Source organism: Aquimarina pacifica (assembly GCF_000520955.1).
Classification (GTDB): Bacteria; Bacteroidota; Bacteroidia; order Flavobacteriales; family Flavobacteriaceae; genus Aquimarina; species Aquimarina pacifica.
In genome coordinates this window covers 156,579-176,430 of record NZ_JACC01000009.1, presented here as the reverse complement: position 1 = coordinate 176,430, position 19,852 = coordinate 156,579, and the positions used below count along the sequence as shown (strand labels likewise).

17 protein-coding genes and 1 tRNA gene are annotated in these 19,852 nt (G+C 34.3%); 9 read left to right on the top strand and 9 right to left on the bottom strand.

Translation table 11 applies throughout. The features are described from left to right. Positions 1-77: 77 nt before the first annotated feature. The 7 genes from DZ60_RS0106960 to DZ60_RS0106930 form a co-directional block, all read right to left on the bottom strand. A complete protein-coding gene (locus DZ60_RS0106960) occupies positions 78-560 on the bottom strand; it encodes an ExbD/TolR family protein (RefSeq protein ID WP_025741370.1) in 483 nt (160 codons plus the stop codon). Between the two features lie 23 nt (positions 561-583). After that, positions 584-1,192, bottom strand: coding sequence for an ExbD/TolR family protein (locus tag DZ60_RS0106955; RefSeq protein ID WP_025741369.1), 609 nt, complete (start codon positions 1,190-1,192; stop codon positions 584-586). Positions 1,193-1,194: 2 nt separating this feature from the next. Beyond that, positions 1,195-1,668 carry a hypothetical protein gene (locus DZ60_RS0106950; RefSeq protein ID WP_025741368.1) on the bottom strand — a complete coding sequence of 158 codons (474 nt, stop codon included), beginning with the start codon at positions 1,666-1,668 and terminating at the stop codon, positions 1,195-1,197. 136 nt (positions 1,669-1,804) lie between these two features. After that, positions 1,805-2,608, bottom strand: coding sequence for a MotA/TolQ/ExbB proton channel family protein (locus tag DZ60_RS0106945; protein ID WP_025741367.1), 804 nt, complete (start codon positions 2,606-2,608; stop codon positions 1,805-1,807). Between the two features lie 82 nt (positions 2,609-2,690). Continuing rightward, positions 2,691-2,778 (bottom strand) — tRNA-Ser (locus DZ60_RS0106940). A 74-nt stretch (positions 2,779-2,852) separates the two neighbouring features. Continuing rightward, positions 2,853-3,887, bottom strand: coding sequence for an asparaginase (locus DZ60_RS0106935; protein WP_025741366.1), 1,035 nt, complete (start codon positions 3,885-3,887; stop codon positions 2,853-2,855). A gap of 31 nt (positions 3,888-3,918) precedes the next feature. Next, a complete protein-coding gene (locus DZ60_RS0106930; protein WP_025741365.1) occupies positions 3,919-4,707 on the bottom strand; it encodes a TatD family hydrolase in 789 nt (262 codons plus the stop codon). Positions 4,708-4,907: 200 nt separating this feature from the next. Here DZ60_RS0106930 and DZ60_RS0106925 point away from each other — a divergent pair, with 200 nt between their 5' ends. The 7 genes from DZ60_RS0106925 to rodA all read left to right on the top strand — a co-directional run bounded on the left by DZ60_RS0106925 (position 4,908) and on the right by rodA (position 12,790). Beyond that, positions 4,908-5,345, top strand: a complete 438-nt coding sequence (locus tag DZ60_RS0106925; protein ID WP_025741364.1) for a retropepsin-like aspartic protease family protein — start codon at positions 4,908-4,910, stop codon at positions 5,343-5,345. A gap of 200 nt (positions 5,346-5,545) precedes the next feature. Beyond that, positions 5,546-7,078 (top strand): bifunctional phosphoribosylaminoimidazolecarboxamide formyltransferase/IMP cyclohydrolase, encoded by a 1,533-nt coding sequence (gene purH, locus DZ60_RS0106920; RefSeq protein WP_025741363.1) that lies wholly within the window; start codon positions 5,546-5,548, stop codon positions 7,076-7,078. 45 nt (positions 7,079-7,123) lie between these two features. Next, positions 7,124-8,152, top strand: a complete 1,029-nt coding sequence (locus tag DZ60_RS0106915) for a rod shape-determining protein (protein ID WP_025741362.1) — start codon at positions 7,124-7,126, stop codon at positions 8,150-8,152. A 193-nt stretch (positions 8,153-8,345) separates the two neighbouring features. Continuing rightward, entirely contained in the window at positions 8,346-9,158 is an 813-nt protein-coding gene (gene mreC, locus DZ60_RS22650) for a rod shape-determining protein MreC (RefSeq protein WP_034228967.1), read from the top strand. Between the two features lie 4 nt (positions 9,159-9,162). Further along, a complete protein-coding gene (locus tag DZ60_RS0106905) occupies positions 9,163-9,669 on the top strand; it encodes a hypothetical protein (RefSeq protein ID WP_025741361.1) in 507 nt (168 codons plus the stop codon). Further along, entirely contained in the window at positions 9,666-11,537 is a 1,872-nt protein-coding gene (mrdA, locus tag DZ60_RS0106900) for a penicillin-binding protein 2 (protein ID WP_025741360.1), read from the top strand. The genes DZ60_RS0106905 and mrdA overlap by 4 nt, the downstream gene beginning before the upstream one ends. Next, complete coding sequence (gene rodA / locus DZ60_RS0106895) at positions 11,537-12,790, top strand: rod shape-determining protein RodA (RefSeq protein WP_025741359.1); 1,254 nt, start codon at positions 11,537-11,539, stop codon at positions 12,788-12,790. The genes mrdA and rodA overlap by 1 nt, the downstream gene beginning before the upstream one ends. Before the next feature lie 60 nt (positions 12,791-12,850). Here the strand turns inward: rodA and DZ60_RS0106890 are convergent, their stop codons facing one another. After that, entirely contained in the window at positions 12,851-13,657 is an 807-nt protein-coding gene (locus DZ60_RS0106890) for a DNA/RNA non-specific endonuclease (protein ID WP_025741358.1), read from the bottom strand. A gap of 303 nt (positions 13,658-13,960) precedes the next feature. Between DZ60_RS0106890 and DZ60_RS24855 the strand changes: the two genes are divergently transcribed. After that, on the top strand, positions 13,961-15,517 hold the full coding sequence (locus DZ60_RS24855; protein ID WP_025741357.1) for a vitamin K epoxide reductase family protein: 1,557 nt from the start codon (positions 13,961-13,963) through the stop codon (positions 15,515-15,517). 846 nt (positions 15,518-16,363) lie between these two features. Further along, positions 16,364-18,652 (top strand): neutral/alkaline non-lysosomal ceramidase N-terminal domain-containing protein, encoded by a 2,289-nt coding sequence (locus tag DZ60_RS22645; protein WP_025741356.1) that lies wholly within the window; start codon positions 16,364-16,366, stop codon positions 18,650-18,652. A gap of 89 nt (positions 18,653-18,741) precedes the next feature. On the opposite strand, the gene DZ60_RS0106875 is transcribed toward DZ60_RS22645, so the two are convergent. Then, on the bottom strand, positions 18,742-19,851 hold the full coding sequence (locus DZ60_RS0106875) for an ABC transporter permease (protein ID WP_025741355.1): 1,110 nt from the start codon (positions 19,849-19,851) through the stop codon (positions 18,742-18,744). Between the last annotated feature and the right edge of the window lies 1 nt (position 19,852).

Genomic DNA, 19,852 nt, shown 5'->3' with positions numbered 1-19,852 from the left:
TGTATTTATTAATTCTTGTAACGATTATTTAGGACGTCACAAAAGATTGAATATTTTATTTGTAATACTTGATATAATTACTTAAAATTATCTATCGCGGCACCAGTTCTGGTTGTATAATTAATTTTCAGCGCTTGAATATCTCTTAATTCTTTTTTGATATCTCCTACAAGTCCCATATTTGTTTCACCATCAACTTTCAGAGCTGTAGTCAAAGCAGGAATTTCTTCCTCTCTTTTTGTTGCTCTTTCAGCTAAAATAAATGCCTTAATATCGCTTACATCAGCAAACTTGTCATTAAGTTGCACTCTTGCCTGGCTTCCGGCACTTGCACTATATCTTGAACTAGGTTTTCCTGCATAGATATACATTACCAAATTTTTCTTATCAAGTTTTTCTATTTGATCAGCCATTGGTAGCTTATTCTCAATCATCAATGTATTTTGACGCATTACTGTTGCTACCATGAAGAAAAACAATAACATAAATACGATATCTGGTAACGAAGCTGTAGAAATTGCAGGTAATTCTCCGCCTTTTTTCTTTTTAAACTTAGACATAAGATTTGTTTTTTATGTTATTCTTACTTTTTAGGTTCTGCTTCTGACAACTTCTCAGGAAACAAAAATTGTATCTTTTTGATATCTTCTTTCAACCTAATCTTGTTTCCAGAATAATTAACATCTTTAAGATCTTTTTTCATTTGAACGAATGACTTTCCAAAAAGACGTTGTGCCTCTCGATTACGCAAAGTTGTATATGCAGCTACCAATTCATTTTGAACAGCTATATATGTAGCATAATTAGTCTCACGGTTATTACGTAGAGAAATCACTGCTTTTGTTGGATTATCTGATGAAGATGGATCTCTTGCTCCTGCACAGTAATCACAAGCTTCATCTCCTCTACCACCGCCATTATCCAAAAACTTCATAGCGGCTTCCCTTAGGTCTTTTAACTCCATAGGTACTTCCTCTACTAATAAGTCGTTATTCTTATTTAATTCTACGACAAAGATATTTTTTTGCTTTAGAATTGGAGGTTCAACATTCTCCTCTTGCGGAGGAGGAAGTTTCCGGCTAATACCGCTATCCGTTTCTATAGTTGTAGTAACCAAAAAGAATATAAGAAGTAAGAATGCAATATCTGCCATAGACCCTGCATTTACCTCTGGTGCTGCTCTTCTTGCCATAATTATTTACCTATTAATTTTTTGATACCTGAAAAGAACATTAACCCTACCGCTATTGCGGCCAAAAAGTAAAATGTATACAATCCAGCTCCTACCCATTTTGAACCACTTGCAGAAAGCATATCTCCGTCTTTTAATGGAGTTTCAACCCCATCAGAAAGAACAAAACCAAGAGCTGCTATTACCACAAAAACAACAACACCGATCCCGGTATTCTTGAGATTTCCTGGGCTTTTTGCCATACTAGAAAATACAGCGATAAGCGTAACTATAATTGTAACTACAAAAATAATTAATGTAAGGCTATATAATGGAGTTACCGAAGGCTCTGCTACTTCTAGCGCAAGTTCTCTAGCTTCCGAAACACCATTTTCGCTCATTAAGCTAGTTATTGAACTATTCATAAGCCACCAAAGTAGTATTCCTAAGACTCCTACTCCTAGTACAACATATGATATTATTTTAGAAATTTTCATGTGTCTGTTTTTTTAAATTTGAAACACTCTAAACGTATTTCGACTAAATAAATAAGATCTAATTGAATTACCTGAATATACAATCAACTAATACAATAAGTTTCACAAAGGCACATATAGTCCCTTAAGAAAATTCTTATTTTTTGTTCTTATAAGCTACAAGCATATCGATTAAAGTAATCGAAGCATCTTCCATATCATTTACAATTCTATCGATTTTTGCAACGATATAGTTATAAAAAATTTGAAGAATAATAGCTACTATAAGACCGAATACTGTAGTAAGTAGGGCTACCTTAATACCTCCTGCTACAAGAGATGGCTGCATATCACCAGCTGCTTCAATTTTATCAAATGCCTGAATCATACCTATTACAGTTCCCATGAAACCAAGCATCGGTGCAAGAGCAATAAATAAAGATACCCAAGACACATTTTTCTCAAGCTGTCCCATCTGAACACCTCCGTAAGCTACGACTGCCTTTTCTGCAGCGTCAATACTTTCATCAGCTCTATCAAGACCTTGATAATAAATAGATGCTACAGGACCTTTTGTGTTTCTGCACACTTCTTTTGCAGCTTCAACACCACCACTATTAAGTGCATCTTCTACATTTTGTTGTAACTTCTTCGTGTTTGTTGTAGAAAGACTTAAAAAGATAATTCTTTCAATTGCTATCGCAAGACCTAAAATTAAACACAATAGTACGATTCCCATAAATCCTGGGCCTCCTTCTATAAAACGTTTTTTAAGGTTTTGATGAAATGACAAACTTGAAGCTTCTTCTACCGCTTCTTCTTGAATGGTTGTTGTCGTGTTTATGGGAGCAATTAATAATTGCACATTCGCCGTTAATAACTGGGCAGGTACAGTAGACGCTTGCAGATTTCCAAAAGTCATAACTGCTGCGATTGCCAGAATAGAAAATAATCTTTTCATTGCGCTGATTCTTAATTTTAATTAGTTAAAGGGTTAAAGATATAAAAATAATATAAAATCTATCAATAAATTAAATATATTGCAGAGAGGAAGGGATTCGAACCCTCGATACGCTTTTGACGTATACACACTTTCCAGGCGTGCGCCTTCGACCACTCGGCCACCTCTCTTCATTAATTTTCTTAAAAAATTTTAAGGATGAGCAAATAACAAAAAAAATGTAAGGTGATAAAATTTTGAGGTGTTAATTTTCGGACATCTCGCCTCGAAGGGAGGTTTCATATATGGTTTTGAGTACATTAAGAGGTAATTTTTCTCCTAACAAATACATCAATTTTGCCAAAGCAGCTTCTGTAGTGCAGTCTTTACCCGAAATAACACCCACTTTTTTTAATGCCACACTTGTATCATACTTACCCATTTCTACACTTCCTCCTGTACATTGAGTAACATTTACTACCGGAATTCCTTTTTTTATAAGACCAGAAACAATAGCTATAAACCATTTTTTCGTAGTCGTATTACCAGCTCCGTAGGTTTCTAAAATGACTCCTTTAATTGATTCTAAAGAAAAAATACCTGTCAAAATTCTTTCATTAATACCCGGAAACATTTTTATTACAATGACATCTGTATCAAAATGAGTATGATATACCATTTTCTTACGTCGATTAACTGATCTTAAAAAAGAAGTATTAACCTTGAGATGCACCCCAGATTCTATTAACGCAGGGTAATTAGCCGACTGAAATGCTTCAAAATGCTCTGCATTGACTTTAGTAGTTCTATTAGCTCTTAATAACTTATATTCAAAATAAAGACCAACTTCTGTAATTACTGGCCTCCCTCTCTTTTGTAATGCTGCAATTTGCACTGCGGTTATAAGATTTTCTTTGGCATCGGTTCTCAAATCACCGATTGGCAATTGAGAACCTGTAAAAATTATCGGTTTTGATAGGTTTTCGAACATAAAACTAATAGCAGAAGCTGTATATGACATTGTATCACTTCCATGAAGAATAACAAAACCATTGTAGTCCTCATAATTAGTATTAATAATATCCCCCAAAATCACCCACTGTTCTACATTCATATCCGAGGAATCAATAGGAGTATCGAAGCTAAGGGTAGCAATTTTACAATCTAATTGTTTTAGCTCTGGGATATTTGACAATAATTGATCAAAATCAAAAGCTTTTAATGCCCCTGTTTCGAAATCCTTCATCATCCCAATAGTCCCACCAGTATAAATAAGTAAAATATTAGCAGAAGAGCTCATACAAACAAAATTAAAATTATTTCTAAATTATTTACACCCCAAAAACATCCTTTGAATTATTCGTCGTTATTTGCGCTATTTCCTCTTCTGGCTTCTGATATATCTCTGACAATCTTTCTAAGACACGAACCAAATAGGAGCTTTCATTTCGCTTACCTCGATATGGTGTCGGAGCCAAATAAGGAGCATCAGTTTCTAAAACAATATGTTCTAGGGGAATTTGATCCAAAAACGTATCTATTTTCCCATTTTTAAAAGTTACCACGCCACCAATACCTAACTTCATATTATACCCGATTGCTCTTTTTGCATCGTCTATTGTCCCTGTAAAACAATGAAAAATCCCGAATAGATCATCACCTTTTTCAGATTCAAGAACTTCAAAGACCTCTTCAAAAGCTTCACGGCAATGAATCACAATAGGCAATTTGTATTTTTTTGCTAATTGGATTTGGTATCGAAATGCCTCTTGCTGTGCAACCAAAAAAGTAGTATCCCAATAAAGATCAATACCTATTTCTCCTATTGCATAAAATTTTTTACCCTCCCTCCGCGAAAAACGCTTATTAAGCTCCTGTTCTACCTGCAAAAGTTCCTTTTTGTAATTCTCTTTTACATGAGTAGGATGTAAGCCCATCATCAAAAAAACATGTTCAGGATATTTTTCTTCTATCTCATACATAGACTTTGTGTATGTTGAATCAATTGCTGGAACGAAAAAACGAGTAACCCCATTTTCTATAGCCCGCTCCATCATTTTTTCCTGATCCTCATCAAAAGCTTCACTATAAATATGAGTATGTGTATCGGTTAGTATCATTTCGCAAAAATATCAATTTCAGCTAGAATAACACATATAACTGATTCCTCTTTTAGTCCATATCCAAAATCACTTCAGCGCAAACAATTTATAATGCATCTATCGCCCACAATACTTTCGATGAAATCCTCATAAACTTCCACTATTCATTGTTTTGTTATTAATTACTGTACTTTTACAAAAGTTTTTCAATTTAGAACATGAGTACTCTTAGAAAATTTTTGACCCAAAAAACATATCATAGAATCCCACTAGAATTAACCAAAACCAACCATTTTGAGATTAAAGCCACTCTAAATGGAATAGAAGGTAATTTTATTCTTGACACAGGCGCATCGAATTCTTGCGTAGGGTTCGAAACGGCAGCAAAATTCAATCTTTTCACACAAGATAGCGATGTTAAAGCTGCTGGTGCAGGTGCCACAGATATGTTTACACAACTCTCAAAAAAGAACACAATCAAAATCGGAAATTGGTCAAGAAAGCAAGTTTCTCTTATCTTATTTGATCTAAAACATGTCAACACCGCTATGATTGCTCATGATGCAACTCCTGTAGATGGGATAATTGGTGCAGACATTTTAAAAAGAGGAAAAGCAGTTATAGATTATGACAGAACGTGCGTATACCTGAAATAAAGTTTTACCTCAATTCAATATGTTTACGTTCTCAATATCTATTAAGATTTTTTAGGGTAATCTCTTTAATCTTCGCTGTTCAGACAACCGACTATTTTTTTACAAGAAATAATCCGCGTTGATAAAATAATTACATATAATTTGATAGTCTAATTGGTTCGTAAATTGCTACTTTTGCGTTTTACTAACTAATATTTATCATGAGTACCACAAAAACTGCAAAATCGGCGTTAATTTCTGTATTTAGTAAAGATGGATTAGCACCAATTGTCAAAAAATTAGACGAACTTAATGTCACCATATATTCTACTGGGGGCACAGAAAAATTTATCAAAGATTTAGGCATTGATGTTATTCCTGTAGAAGACGTAACCTCTTATCCTTCTATATTGGGCGGAAGAGTAAAAACGTTGCATCCAAAAGTTTTTGGAGGAATCCTTAATCGTCAGAATAACGATAGTGATGTTGCAGAACTTGAGCAATATGAAATCCCTCAGATAGATATCGTAATTGTGGACCTATACCCATTTGAAAAAACCGTAGCTTCTGGAGCTTCTGAGCAGGATATCATTGAAAAAATAGATATTGGTGGAATTTCCTTAATTAGAGCAGCTGCCAAAAATTTTGCTGATGTTACATGCGTTGCTTCTGTAGACGATTACTCAGCATTTCTAGAAGTGATTTCTGAAGGAAATGGAAGTATATCTATTGAAGACAGAAAGTTATTTGCAGCTAAAGCTTTTAATGTATCTTCTCATTATGACAGTGCTATTTTTAATTATTTCAACAGTAATCACGAGATCCCTTCTCTTAAAATAAGCGAAACTCAAGGTAAAGTACTACGTTACGGAGAAAACCCTCACCAAAAGGGGTTCTTTTTTGGTGACTTTGATGCTGTTTTTGACAAATTGCACGGCAAAGAGTTATCATACAATAATCTTTTGGATGTGGACGCCGCAGTGAATTTGATGAGTGAATTTGTAGGAGACGCACCAACATTTGCCATTCTAAAACACAACAATGCTTGTGGATTGGCGCAAAGAGAAACGGTATTACAGTCCTATGTCGATGCATTAGCAGGCGACCCTGTTTCGGCTTTTGGAGGTATATTAATTAGTAATAGTAAAATTGATAGTGCTACTGCACAAGAAATACATAAACTTTTCTGTGAGGTGGTTATTGCTCCTTCTTATGATAGTGAAGCATTAGAAATTCTAAAAGGAAAGAAAAACAGAATTCTTTTGGTTCAAAAAGACATAGCATTACCAAAAACACAGGTACGCACTTGTCTTAATGGTACTTTAGTTCAAGATAAAGACTTAAAAACAGATAGTGCTCAAGATTTGACTACCGTGACAAAGGTAGTACCGACTTCGACTCAGGTCGAAGATCTTTTATTTGCATCAAAAATCTGTAAGCATACAAAATCAAACACAATAGTTTTTACTAAAGGAAAACAATTACTAGCTAGCGGAACTGGTCAAACATCTCGAGTAGATGCCTTAAAACAGGCAATAGAAAAAGCCAATGCCTTTAACTTTGATCTAAATGACTCTGTTATGGCTAGTGACGCATTTTTTCCTTTCCCTGATTGTGTAGAATTAGCAGATAATGCAGGGATCAAAGCAGTAATCCAACCAGGGGGTTCTATAAAGGATCAATTAAGCATTGATTACTGCGATAAAAACGGAATTGCAATGGTAATGACAGGAACACGTCATTTTAAACATTAATTTTATTACATTTACTAAATTTTAACTCCTTTTTTCTGATTTTTTATGGGATTTTTTGACTTCTTTACCGAAGAGATTGCAATAGATTTAGGTACTGCCAATACCTTAGTAATTCATAATGACAAAGTAGTAGTAGACAGCCCGTCTATTGTTGCCAGAGATATTATGACCGGCAAAATTATAGCAGCAGGAAAAGAAGCCGCTATGATGCAAGGAAAAACCCACGAAAATATTAAAACTATACGACCACTTAAGGACGGTGTAATTGCAGATTTTGATGCAAGTGAAAAAATGATAAGCATGTTTATCAAAGATATTCCTGCTTTAAAAAAGAAAATTTTCACTCCCGCTCTTCGTATGGTAATTTGTATCCCTTCTGGGATTACAGAAGTAGAAATGCGAGCGGTAAAAGAAAGCGCCGAGCGTGTTAATGGTAAAGAGGTATACCTTATTCATGAACCTATGGCTGCAGCTATTGGTATCGGCATAGACATCATGCAGCCCAAAGGAAATATGATTGTAGATATAGGTGGGGGTACTACCGAAATTGCAGTTATTGCTCTAGGTGGTATTGTCTGTGATAAATCAGTAAAAATTGCTGGTGATGTATTTACTAATGATATTATTTATTATATGCGTACGCAACACAATTTATATGTTGGAGAGCGTACTGCCGAAAAAATAAAAATACAAATTGGTTCTGCTACAGAAGATCTCGAATTACCCCCAGAAGAAATGAATGTTCAGGGTCGAGATCTACTTACAGGAAAACCAAAACAGGTGCAAATATCCTTTAGGGAAATGGCAAAAGCATTAGACAAATCAATTTTACGTATCGAAGATGCGGTAATGGAAACATTATCTCAAACTCCGCCAGAACTTGCAGCAGACATATACAATACAGGTATTTATCTTGCTGGTGGAGGGTCTATGCTTCGCGGATTAGACAAAAGATTGTCACAAAAAACAGATCTACCAGTATATATCGCCGAGGATCCACTAAGAGCAGTAGTAAGAGGTACGGGGATTACTCTTAAAAACCTTAATAGATACAAAAGTGTTTTAATTAAATAGTTTTTTTAAAATAAATTACTAAAAAATATACCTAATTTTTTTGTTTTACGTTATCCTGCTTTACTCTTAGTTAAATAAAACAGAACAGCTATTTTATTAGGCATATTTCGAATATCGAAATTGTAAAAAATTGTTTAAAAAAAATGTCGGCTATAAAGTGTGTTTAACCAAATAAATCATTACTCCCTGAATCATGCAGCAGATTATTAATTTTTTAATACGAAATAAACATTTTCTGCTATTTCTTCTGTTGTTACTTATATCATTAGTGTTTACCATTCAATCGCACTCATATCATAAAAGTAAGTTTATAAGCTCTGCCAATTTCTTAAGCGGTGGTGTATATTCTTGGCAACATTCGATAACTGATTATTTCGGATTGAGACAAGAAAACATACGACTATTAGAAGAAAATGAACGACTTCACAATCAATTAAAAAGCATACAAATTGACTCTGCAACCACAAAATTTGTAGACACTACATCATTTAAGACTCCATACAAATACACAAAAGCGAGAATAATAAAGAATGATTACAGCAAAATTGACAACTACATTCTAATCAACAAAGGAGAGAAAGACAGTATTTTTCCTGACATGGGGATCATAACAGATAAAGGAATTATAGGAATTGTAGAAAATACGTCAAAAAACTACTCGCGGGTAATTTCTATTCTTAATAGTAATTCTAGAATAAGTGCTGGTCTAAAAAAATCTAATCAATTTGGTTCTCTAATGTGGAATGGGAAAGATCCTAATATCGTTCAGTTAGAAACCATCCCACGACAAGCAAATATAAAGGAGGGAGATACAATCATAACCAATGGGCGCTCTACTATTTTCCCTAGAGGCATAGGTATTGGTACAATAATTCACTACGAATTAAACCAAAACAAGAGTTATTACCAAATTGACATCAAATTATTTAATGACATGAGTAATATTGGTTTTGTATATGCCATACAGAGTAATGACGCAACAGAAATTAAAAGTTTAGAAAAATAGTGATATGAACAAGGACACTCTATCAAATATCACTAGATTCATAGCTCTTATTTTTGTTCAGGTAAGTATCTTGAATCATATTAATTTTTTAGGATTTTTAAATCCATACATCTATATCATTTTTATATTACTAGCCCCAATTAATATTAACAGGTCTCTTTTTCTTGTTTTGAGTTTTATCCTTGGGCTAACCATAGATATGTTTGGTGATTCTGGTGGCGTACATGCTGCTGCTTGCGTTATCATTGCTTTTTTTCGTCCAGTGGCTTTGGGATCTGTTTTTGGACTTAGCTATGAGTTTCAGACCGTAAAATTAAGTAATGCAGGTCTAGGAGAGCGTTTCGCATATGTTATCATCATGGTTTTAACACACCATATCGTACTTTTCTCATTAGAAATTTTTAACTTCTCACATATAATACTAATTCTTAAAAAAACGTTATTTTCTAGTATATTTTCAATTGTGATTACCATGCTGGTACTGGTACTTTTCAGAAAAAATGACTCATGAGAAAGCTACTGTTATACTTAATAATTATTACCACAGGTACTGTTTTTGTTATCAGGCTTTTTTATCTCCAGATTTACAATACTTCTTTTGCATCTTTATCCGAAGACAATGCGATAAAAGTTATTTATGATTATCCTCAAAGAGGTGCCATATATGACAGAAATGGTAGACTCCTTGTTACCAATCAGCCTTCTTACGATGTTATGGTAATACCCAGAGAATTAAAACCCTTTGACACCACCGAATTTTGTTCTATCCTCAAAATAACTAAAGACAAACTTGTAAAAAGATTAAAAAAGGCGAGAATATATTCACCTAGAGTACCTTCTATTATTATTCCCCAATTGACGAAAAACGAATACGCTTACCTTCAAGAAAAAATGAGAAAATTTGAAGGTTTCTACATACAGAAACGCTCTTTACGGGATTATCAAACTGAGTATGCATCAAATGTTTTGGGGTATATTGGCGAAGTAAATGACAGAATCATAAAAGACAAACCTTATTATATCTCTGGAGACCTCATAGGTATTGATGGTGTAGAAAAGCAATATGAAAAGGAGCTTAGAGGAATTAAAGGCGTTAAGCGTATTCAAAAAGACCGGTTCAACAGAGATATTGGTCCCTACAAAAACAAAAAGTTTGACACATTACCCGTAAATGGTAAAGACCTAACATTAACAATTGACAGCAAACTTCAAGCATATGGTCAAAAGTTAATGAAAAATAAACGCGGAGGCATTGTTGTACTAGAGCCAGATACAGGAGAGATCCTTACCCTAGTTACTGCACCCAGCTATAAACCCGAACTATTAGTGGGTAGAAAAAGATCCCCTAACTTTACAAAACTAGTCTATGACACTATTGCCATCCCCTTATTTGACAGAGGACTTAAGGCAGAGTACCCTCCGGGTTCACCATTTAAAACCATAAATGCTCTCATAGGTTTACAAGAAAATATTGTTGACACACAGGAAAGTATCTCCTGTAGAATGGGGTATTATTATGGAAAAAATGGAAGAAAGCTTGGTTGTCATTCGCACAGAAGCCCTTTGAGTATGATTCCTGGCATTGCAAATTCTTGTAACGCATATTTTGCAACTGTCTATCGCAGGATCATTGAGAAATATGAAACTCCTCAAGAAGGAATGGACAAATGGAGAAAACATGTAGAAAGTTTCGGGTTGGGAAACTATCTCGGGTATGACCTCCCTACAGGAAAAAAAGGAAAAGTACCCACATCTAGTTACTACAATAAAATATATCAATACCCCACATACAAATGGTATGCCTCTGCTACTTTATCAAATGCTATCGGACAAGGCGAAGTATTAGCAACACCAATTCAACTTGCTAATATGACCGCTGCAATTGCAAATCGTGGATACTACTACACACCGCATATTATTAAAGCAATAGATGGCAAACCTATTGAGAATGAAAATTATACTATCCCAAAAATGACTACGATAGATAAACAGCACTTCGAACCTGTAGTTGAAGGAATGCATCAGGTTTATACACAAGGTACTGCAAGTTCATTACAAGTAGAAGGAATAGCCATTTGCGGAAAAACAGGAACAGCCGAAAATTTCACCAAAATTAATGGGATTCGAACCCAACTTACGGATCATTCGGTCTTCGTAGCATTTGCACCAAAAGACAATCCCAAAATCGCCATTGCAGTGTTTGTAGAAAATGGGTATTGGGGCTCTAGATATGCAGGTAGAATTGCTTCTTTAATGATCGAAAAATATCTAAAAGGCACAATTTCTAGAACCGATCTAGAAACATGGATTCTCACCCATAGCCTCGAAGAGGAGTACGCAAAGCCCTATAGTGGTCAACCTTTTAAAATTAATCAATAATGGCAAAATCCAGTATTGCTTCGATAGATTGGATAACAGTCCTATTATTTATATTATTAGTAGGTTTTGGTTGGGGAAATATTTATTCTGCCTCTTACGAAAGTGAGACTTTCTCTCTTGCAGATTTCTCTAGAGTATATATAAAACAAGCATATTGGATTTTATTGAGTATCCTCCTAATCATTATAACACAGGCGATCGAAGTCAAATTTTATGAACGTTTTGCAGGTTTGATTTATGTCCTATCCTTGCTATCACTTTTGGGACTTTTTGTTTTCGGAAAAAATGTTAATGGCGCAACCTCATGGTATGCTATAGGCCCGGCCGGCATACAACCTTCTGAATTTGCTAAAGCTTGTACAGCACTGGCGTTAGCAAAATATCTTAGTGATATGCAGACAAATATCAAATTAATAGGTCATCAAGTACGTGCATTTTTAATTATTGCACTGCCAGCAATTATTATTGTACCCCAACCCGACCCAGGAAGTGCACTGGTTTATGCGGCTTTTTTCTTTCCGCTGTACAGAGAAGGGCTTGCAGCTATGTATCTGATTGTTGGTGCATCGGCAGCGGCTCTATTTATTCTCACACTCCTTTTTGATCCTTTATGGGTAGTTCTTACCATCTCTTTAGGAATAGTTGCACTACTAGTAAGAAATAGAAAGCGAAAACCTAAGTATTCAAGATACTTAATGACAATGATAGTAGTTACGGGCTTCTGTTTTTCTGTGAATTACATATTTAATAATGTATTTGAACAAAGGCATAGAGATCGTTTTAATATTGTCTTAGGAAAAGAAGTAGATTCAAAAGGTATTGGCTATAATACAAACCAAAGTGAAATCGCAATAGGTAGCGGTAGTTGGACAGGCAAAGGGTGGAAAGAAGGAACCCAAACCAAAGGAGGTTTTGTACCTGAGCAACATACAGATTATATTTTTAGTACCGTAGGTGAAGAATGGGGATTTCTTGGTGCTACAACGATTATCATACTATTTATTCTATTACTCATTAGACTTATCCATTTGGCAGAGAAGCAAAAAAATCAATTTAGTCGAGTATATGGGTATAGTGTAGTGGGCATATTATTTATTCATTTCACCATAAATATTGGTATGGTAACTGGACTTATACCGACCATAGGAATTCCATTACCGTTTTTTAGTTATGGAGGATCAGGATTATGGGGATTTACCATTTTACTATTTATTTTTATAAAGCTTGATGCGAATAGGGTAAATGAATGGTAACAGTATCAATTTAATTACAAAATCAATACTGAATTCAAAATAAAGTCACATCGGAAAGATTTAAAACTTCCATTTTTTAACAGAAACTGAGGCCTCTAGGCTCTCTTCAATTTTATCATCTAACTCCGGAAAAAAATCAATCCCAGTTAACTTTTCTATATGATCAGTAGGAACCACAAATTCCTTTAGCGACTCGTTAGAATCTTTATGAGGCAATAAAAAAGCAATCATTTTTGGTGTATCACTACTATTATCAAGCAAAACTTTATAAAAGTACTTAGGCACAGAAACATGTTCATATCCAATTCCTGAAAGATCATCAGATAATACTCCCCCCGTAACAACATACAACCCATCATATTTTTTTGCCCAATATCGCACCTTTTGTTCTAGACTATTCCAGATACCGCTATTAAAATCATGATTTTGAGGTGTCACATTTGATGTCAAGAAAGTTTCATCAAAAGCTTGACGTGTAAACCTTCTATCTCCCGCGGGACACAAGTGTCCCCGATCATATCCTGACTTTTTGTAATTACGCCAATCGGCAGATACAGAACCTACTTTTTTATCAATCTCAAAATAAGGACGCTCAAACTCATTTTTGGACAAATGTTGTTTTTTGAGTTCATATGCCACCCACTCTGCTTGTTCATGTTTTTCTGAATAGGATAGTGAATAATAATTATGAGTAACTACTCTCCCAGTCGTAGACGTTGGCAAATAGAAAAAGCTAGAGTTTGATTCCTCATTTCCTTCTCCTATAATGGTAGAACTGTTATCGTTTTCATAATAGGTGTCAAAATAGTAAAAGCCTATGCTTATAATTATGATTCCTATGGGATATATATATTTTCTTACGTTCATTAGCTATCATTTTGAATTGGCCTATGCATATTATAACCTTTTAGACAACAGAATTTTTACACCAAAATTCTCATTAATATTTAGGATATAACTCAAAAACCAAAGCGAAAATATTAAAATAAAACAAGCTTCAAAACTTTATACTTGGTCTTTACAATCTTGTTAAAATCATAGGTGCGTAAATTGGCTATTTACAGGGATAACTTACAAAGAAATATTAATTATTTTTCCATTTTAAATTAAGTACCTAAATTGAAATCGGGTTACCTTATAGGATAGCACCAATTAAGACATAAAGAAATAATGAATACATCCATAGAAAAAATTGTAGAAAGTGTTCTCATTCAGAATAGAGTTAATGGTTACGACAAAAAAGATCTAGAATTACAACTACAAATACATCCAAACTACCCAAGTTTTCAATCAATTACTGATACTCTTGATTATTTTAATATTGATAATATTGCTGTAGAGGTTCCTGTAGAAGCATTAGATCAATTGCCTAAAAGTTTCATTTCTTTAATTAAATCAGAAAATACAGAAGAAATTGTATCGGTCATCAAAAATGACAATACCATTGAATTGAAACATATAGAAAGGAAAAAAAAGAAGTATACATTTGAAGAGTTTACAGAAATCTGGAATCCTAAAGTTATTGCTGTAGAGTCTGGGACAAAGCAAACCCTCTCTTTTGATCAATCATGGATACAAGGAATATTAATTATAGCACTTTTGGCCGGGTTAGCTACTCTGTTCTTTACTAGAACCTGGGATCTTTATCAACTTGTATTCTTTTGTTTATCAATATTTGGTTCTGTTTTTAGCTTGATGGCACTGCGCGAAAGTCTTGGAATACAATCAAAAGTAACACATCAGTTTTGTACTACTGTCGGAAACACAAATTGTGGAGATGTAATCAATAACAATAGTGGTAAATTATTCAAGAACTTTACACTTGCCGATGCTGGAATCGTATTTTTTGGCTCTCTAGTATGTTATCAGGTGCTTTATGGGTTTACCAATATATTATGTATCCCTGTCTTTTTAGGAATCCCTGTAGTTCTCTACTCTCTATACTCACAAGCTCTAATTATAAAAAAATGGTGTGCAATATGCTTATTTATGGGGTCCGTATCGATTGGACTCGCTATCATAGCCTTTAGATTGTTCTCATTTACTATCCCGCTGATGTCTATTGCCTATTTTTTGGTATTGGGATCTATCTTTACCTTGCTTTATCTTTTTATCAAAGAAAAAATAGTAGATAACAAAAAACTAAAATCGGAAAATTTAAAGTTAAACCAGTTCAAAAGAGATGAAAATATTTTTAATCATCTGTTAAGTACATCAGAAAAAATTAAAGACACCCAACCTATTGAAAACGAAATTGTACTAGGTAATCCCAATGCTCCTATTCAAATTATAAGTCTTACCAATCCAATGTGCGGATATTGCAAAGATGCTTTTGCTGCCTATGCTCGTGTGTATAAATCTATGGGGGATCAGCTTCAAATCAGGATAAGGTTGTCAGTAAGGAGTAATGACCTTGAGAGTCAAGCTACGCAGATTGCATTAAGGCTTTTTGAAATATATGAAAATTCAGGAACAGAGACATTTGTAGATGCGTATACTAATTGGTTTGAAGACAGGACCTATAGCACATGGATTAAGAAGTATAGCCCTCCAAAAAACAACAATACACATCTCGAAATTTTAAAAAAACAAACACAGTGGTTAGAAAACAATGCCCTAACCTATACCCCTGCAACCCTTATTAATGATACATTATATCCTAAAAAATATGATTACAAAGAGTTTTTCCATTTTATAAATATCTTATTAGAAAGTAATCAGAAGTAAGATGATAGATAACTTTAGCTATGTAATCTACGTACATAATTAAACTTTTTCGTAAGCCCAAAGATCCAATAAAAACTACCCTTTTTTAAGGTTTCGATTTAGTATAGCTAAGGGCACAAAAAAGAAAATAACGGGTATCAACATAAAGATTTTAAGCAAGACAAGGTGTTTTCTATTAAAACAAAGCCGTTTCAGCACCTGTAATACGGTATTAATATATCATTTTGCATAAAATTGACAGTGTATATCCCCTACAATTCAATCACATTTTAAGCCAGAAAAATAAATACTATACTCTAGCATACATAGATTACAAACAAGACAAGAAACCAGTTTAGACTTTACAGCTTTAGGTTAGAGTTTTTTTCATTAAGAGCAAAAAAGAGCTGTTTCATTACTATTGAAAGCATGTAAACTACCAATCTACTATTTTACATTAGAGGAATTTCATAAATAACTTAAATAAGAAAGTTTCTTATGTGACACTACCCCGTAATTCAAAACTTACTTATTTAAAACCACATTCTCAAGTAGTTTTACCATAATACATTTTCAGGCCTCCCCTATTACTTGTGAGCTTTTAGGAATACTCTAAAAACAAAAGGTAAATACCACATTTTAACCTTATTCTTAGCATAATAGTATTAAACAGAAATATCCCTACTTTGTGTAACTCGACATAAAACCGGTGTTTTCTAACAAAAATTGCAAAAATCCTAAAAAATACCCTGTTAAAAAGAAGTATTCATTTTTTAAACCAACTTTTTATATCATATCCTCATTGTCATCAATTGATATTTAGTAACTTTAGTATTCACATAAAACCAAACTCAAACCAACAACATTATGTCTTACAAACACTTAAAAAATAGGCTAACAATAACTTATTATTTTATTTTTATTTCATTTTTTGTTTTATTCACTGTCCATAGTTCGGCTCAAGATAATTATACTCTCGGAGTTGGAATCTATGATATTACAGGAGAAATAGCTGAAACCAATTATTTTGGGTATGCAGATCCGTTTCATAGAAATACAGGGATAAAGGATCGTCAATATGCACGTGCTTTTATTGTTCAGGAACCTGACGAACGCCCTGTAGTATTTGTATGCATAGATAAAGGAGCAACTTTTCAATCCGTTAATTTAGCCGTCCTAGAAAAGCTTAAAAAAACATTTGGTGATCTTTATGAAGATGAAAATGTAATCATCAGTGCGACCCATACACATGTAGCTACAGGAGGGTTTTCTCATTTTACATTATATGAATTAGCCACTGGCGGATATTGGAAAACAAATTTTGATAATTTGGTTAATGGTATTTATGGGGCCATTGTTCGCGCTCACAATACAATGAAACCAGGTAGTATTTACTTTAACAAAGGTTCTCTAAATAATGCTAGTATTAATAGATCTTTGGTCGCTTATCAAAATAATATTGATGCCAATGAATTTTCGAGCATTGACGAAGAAATGACGGTTTTAAAATTTACACAAAGTGGCAAAGAAGTAGGGATGATTTCATGGTTTGCAGTACACCCAACCAGTTTATCCAACTCTTACCAACACAATAGTGCCGATAATAAAGGATACGCTGCTCTAAAATTTGAACGACTTAAAAACTCTACCTACGATGAATCTGATTCATTTGTTGCTGCTTTTGCCAATACCAATGCAGGAGATTTATCTCCCAATCTAAACCTGCCCCCTGTAAGTGACCCAAATCAAAATGCAACAGGACCGGGAGAAAACGAAGAAGAAAGTACAGAAATTATAGGAACGCGACAATATAACAAAGCTTTAGAGCTGTATATAAATGCAACTACAAAATTAACCGGTTCGGTAAAAGTAGTATCTCGTTATACTGATTTTTCCTCTATTATTATCGATCCAAAGTTTACAGACGGTAGTACACAAAACACTTGCAAAGCGGCTTTAGGAGTTTCTTTTACAGCGGGAGCAGAAGATGGACGAAGCGGTCTGGGCATAGAAGAAGGCATTACTAAAAACCCTAATTTTGGTACTAGCATAGATCTATGTCATGCAGAAAAACCTATCGCTCCTCTATTCTATTTAGGAGCTGACGATGAAGACCCGGCAACACCAAAAATAGTACCCACTACACTTATGAAAATAGGACAATTAGGGATTTTGGCTGTACCTGCAGAATTCACGGTCATGTCGGGTCGTCGAACTCGAGCAACAATTGCAGATATAGAAAATACTGGCATAACAGAAACAGTACTCGCAGGGTATTCTGATGCATATACGGGATATGTAACTACTAGAGAAGAGTATGCGCTTCAGCAATACGAAGGTGCCAGCACTCATTTTGGTCCATGGACACTGAGTGCATATCAACAAGAATTTGAACGTTTGGCACTGAAATTAGCTGACCCTACATCTAACCCTTGGCCTGATGTAGAGCCAGAAATACCATATAAAGCAGCTCCTTCTGTAGATGTAACCACTCCTATCCTATTCGATAGCAAACCTTTTTTCAAAAAATATGGAGATATCGATAAAGATGTTAATAGCTCTTACAATCCTGGTGATAAAGTCTCAGTAACTTTTTGGGGTGCACATCCCAACAATGATTTAAAAGTAAATGATACTTATTTGACTGTAGAAGTAAAAAATGGTTCGGATTGGAATGCGATATATCTCGATAGAGATCCGATCACAAAACTAACTTGGGAGCGAGAAGGTATTTCTTATTCGAAAATAAATATTTCCTGGGATATACCCGAAGATATCAATAGTGGTCAGTATCGGATTCGTCATTTTGGAAAAAGTAAACAAATCTTTTCAGGCCGACTTACTGATTATACGGGAACCAGTAGCGTATTCCAAATAAATTCTAACGCTTCAAAAACAAGTAATAATACAAATACTTTTGACCAAAGTATCGCTGTGTACCCTAACCCAAATAAAGGCAATATCTTTCTCGAAATTAAAAATGATTTTATAGGTAGCTATGAGATAATCGATGTTCTAGGAAAAACAACTGCAAAAGGGAATATTGAAAGCAAAAAACTAGTCCCACTTGAACTTGGCTCTATATCCGGTGTATATTTCCTTAACATCCGAAATGCTAAAGGCGAAAACCAAACTTATATGTTATTAAGAGAATAGAGCACACCAATTAATAATGATTTTACTTTTACTATATCGAGGGTTAATACTCTCGATATTTTTCTATTCAGACATCGCTAATGCATTGGTCACCCCTTTACATCTAATGCATCCCGCAGAGCATTTCCTATTAACATAAAAGCCATTACGAGACTCATAATTCCTAATCCAGGAATAATTGCGAGGTATGCTTTTCCTAAAATAATATAAGAGTAATGATCTTTAATCATTGCACCCCAGCTAGGCATGGGAGGTTGTGCACCTATTCCTAAAAAGCTAAGCCCACTTTCAATAAGAATTGCACCTGCAAAGTTAGCTGCAGAAATCACGATCACCGGGGCAAGACTATTTGGTAATATATGTTTAGTGATTATCCTATAATTCGTAAAGCCTAATGCCTTTGCCGCAGTTACATACTGCATTTGTTTAACACTCATTACCTGCCCCCTAACAATACGAGCTACTTCTACCCACATCGTAAGGCCCACTGCTATAAAAACTTGCCAAAATCCTTTACCCAAAGCCAACGTTATAGCAATAACTAATAACAAGGTAGGAATTGACCAAGTAACATTAATCAACCACATAATTGCTGCATCAACTTTACCGCCAAAATATCCTGAAATAGCCCCCATAAAAATCCCTAAAAACAGTGAAATAAATACAGCAACAAAACCTATAGAAAAAGAAATACGAATACCCACAAGCATTCTACTTAACAAATCTCTTCCGTATTTATCGGTACCTAAAATAAAGGTCTTCTCCTTTACATAAGTATCTATAATCTCACTCATACTTAATGCACTAGGAAAACTTGACTTTTTAATTTCTTTTGACAATTCAATCACTTCTCCTTCACTATATGGATATATTTTAACAGCATCATTTGTTAACACATATCGCTCAATAGGAAGTTCTGTATCTGTATTTTTTTCTCCGAAAAAAAAACGATCAAAAAAAGATTGATCTGTTAAAGACTGAGAAGGAATGGTTAGCATTTTTACATTAAAACCAGGAGGTTTAGAATGAATTGACAAATGCATTTGGTTTGCATTCTGAGAGTTATCGGGAGCAATAGCATAGGCAAAAATCGCTATTAACCCACAAAAAACAATAAAGTAAAAACTCAAAACGCCCCAAAAATTCTTCTTGAATTTCTGGAGCGCCAGTGTACTTAATGAGTTTGATTTTTTAGGCATT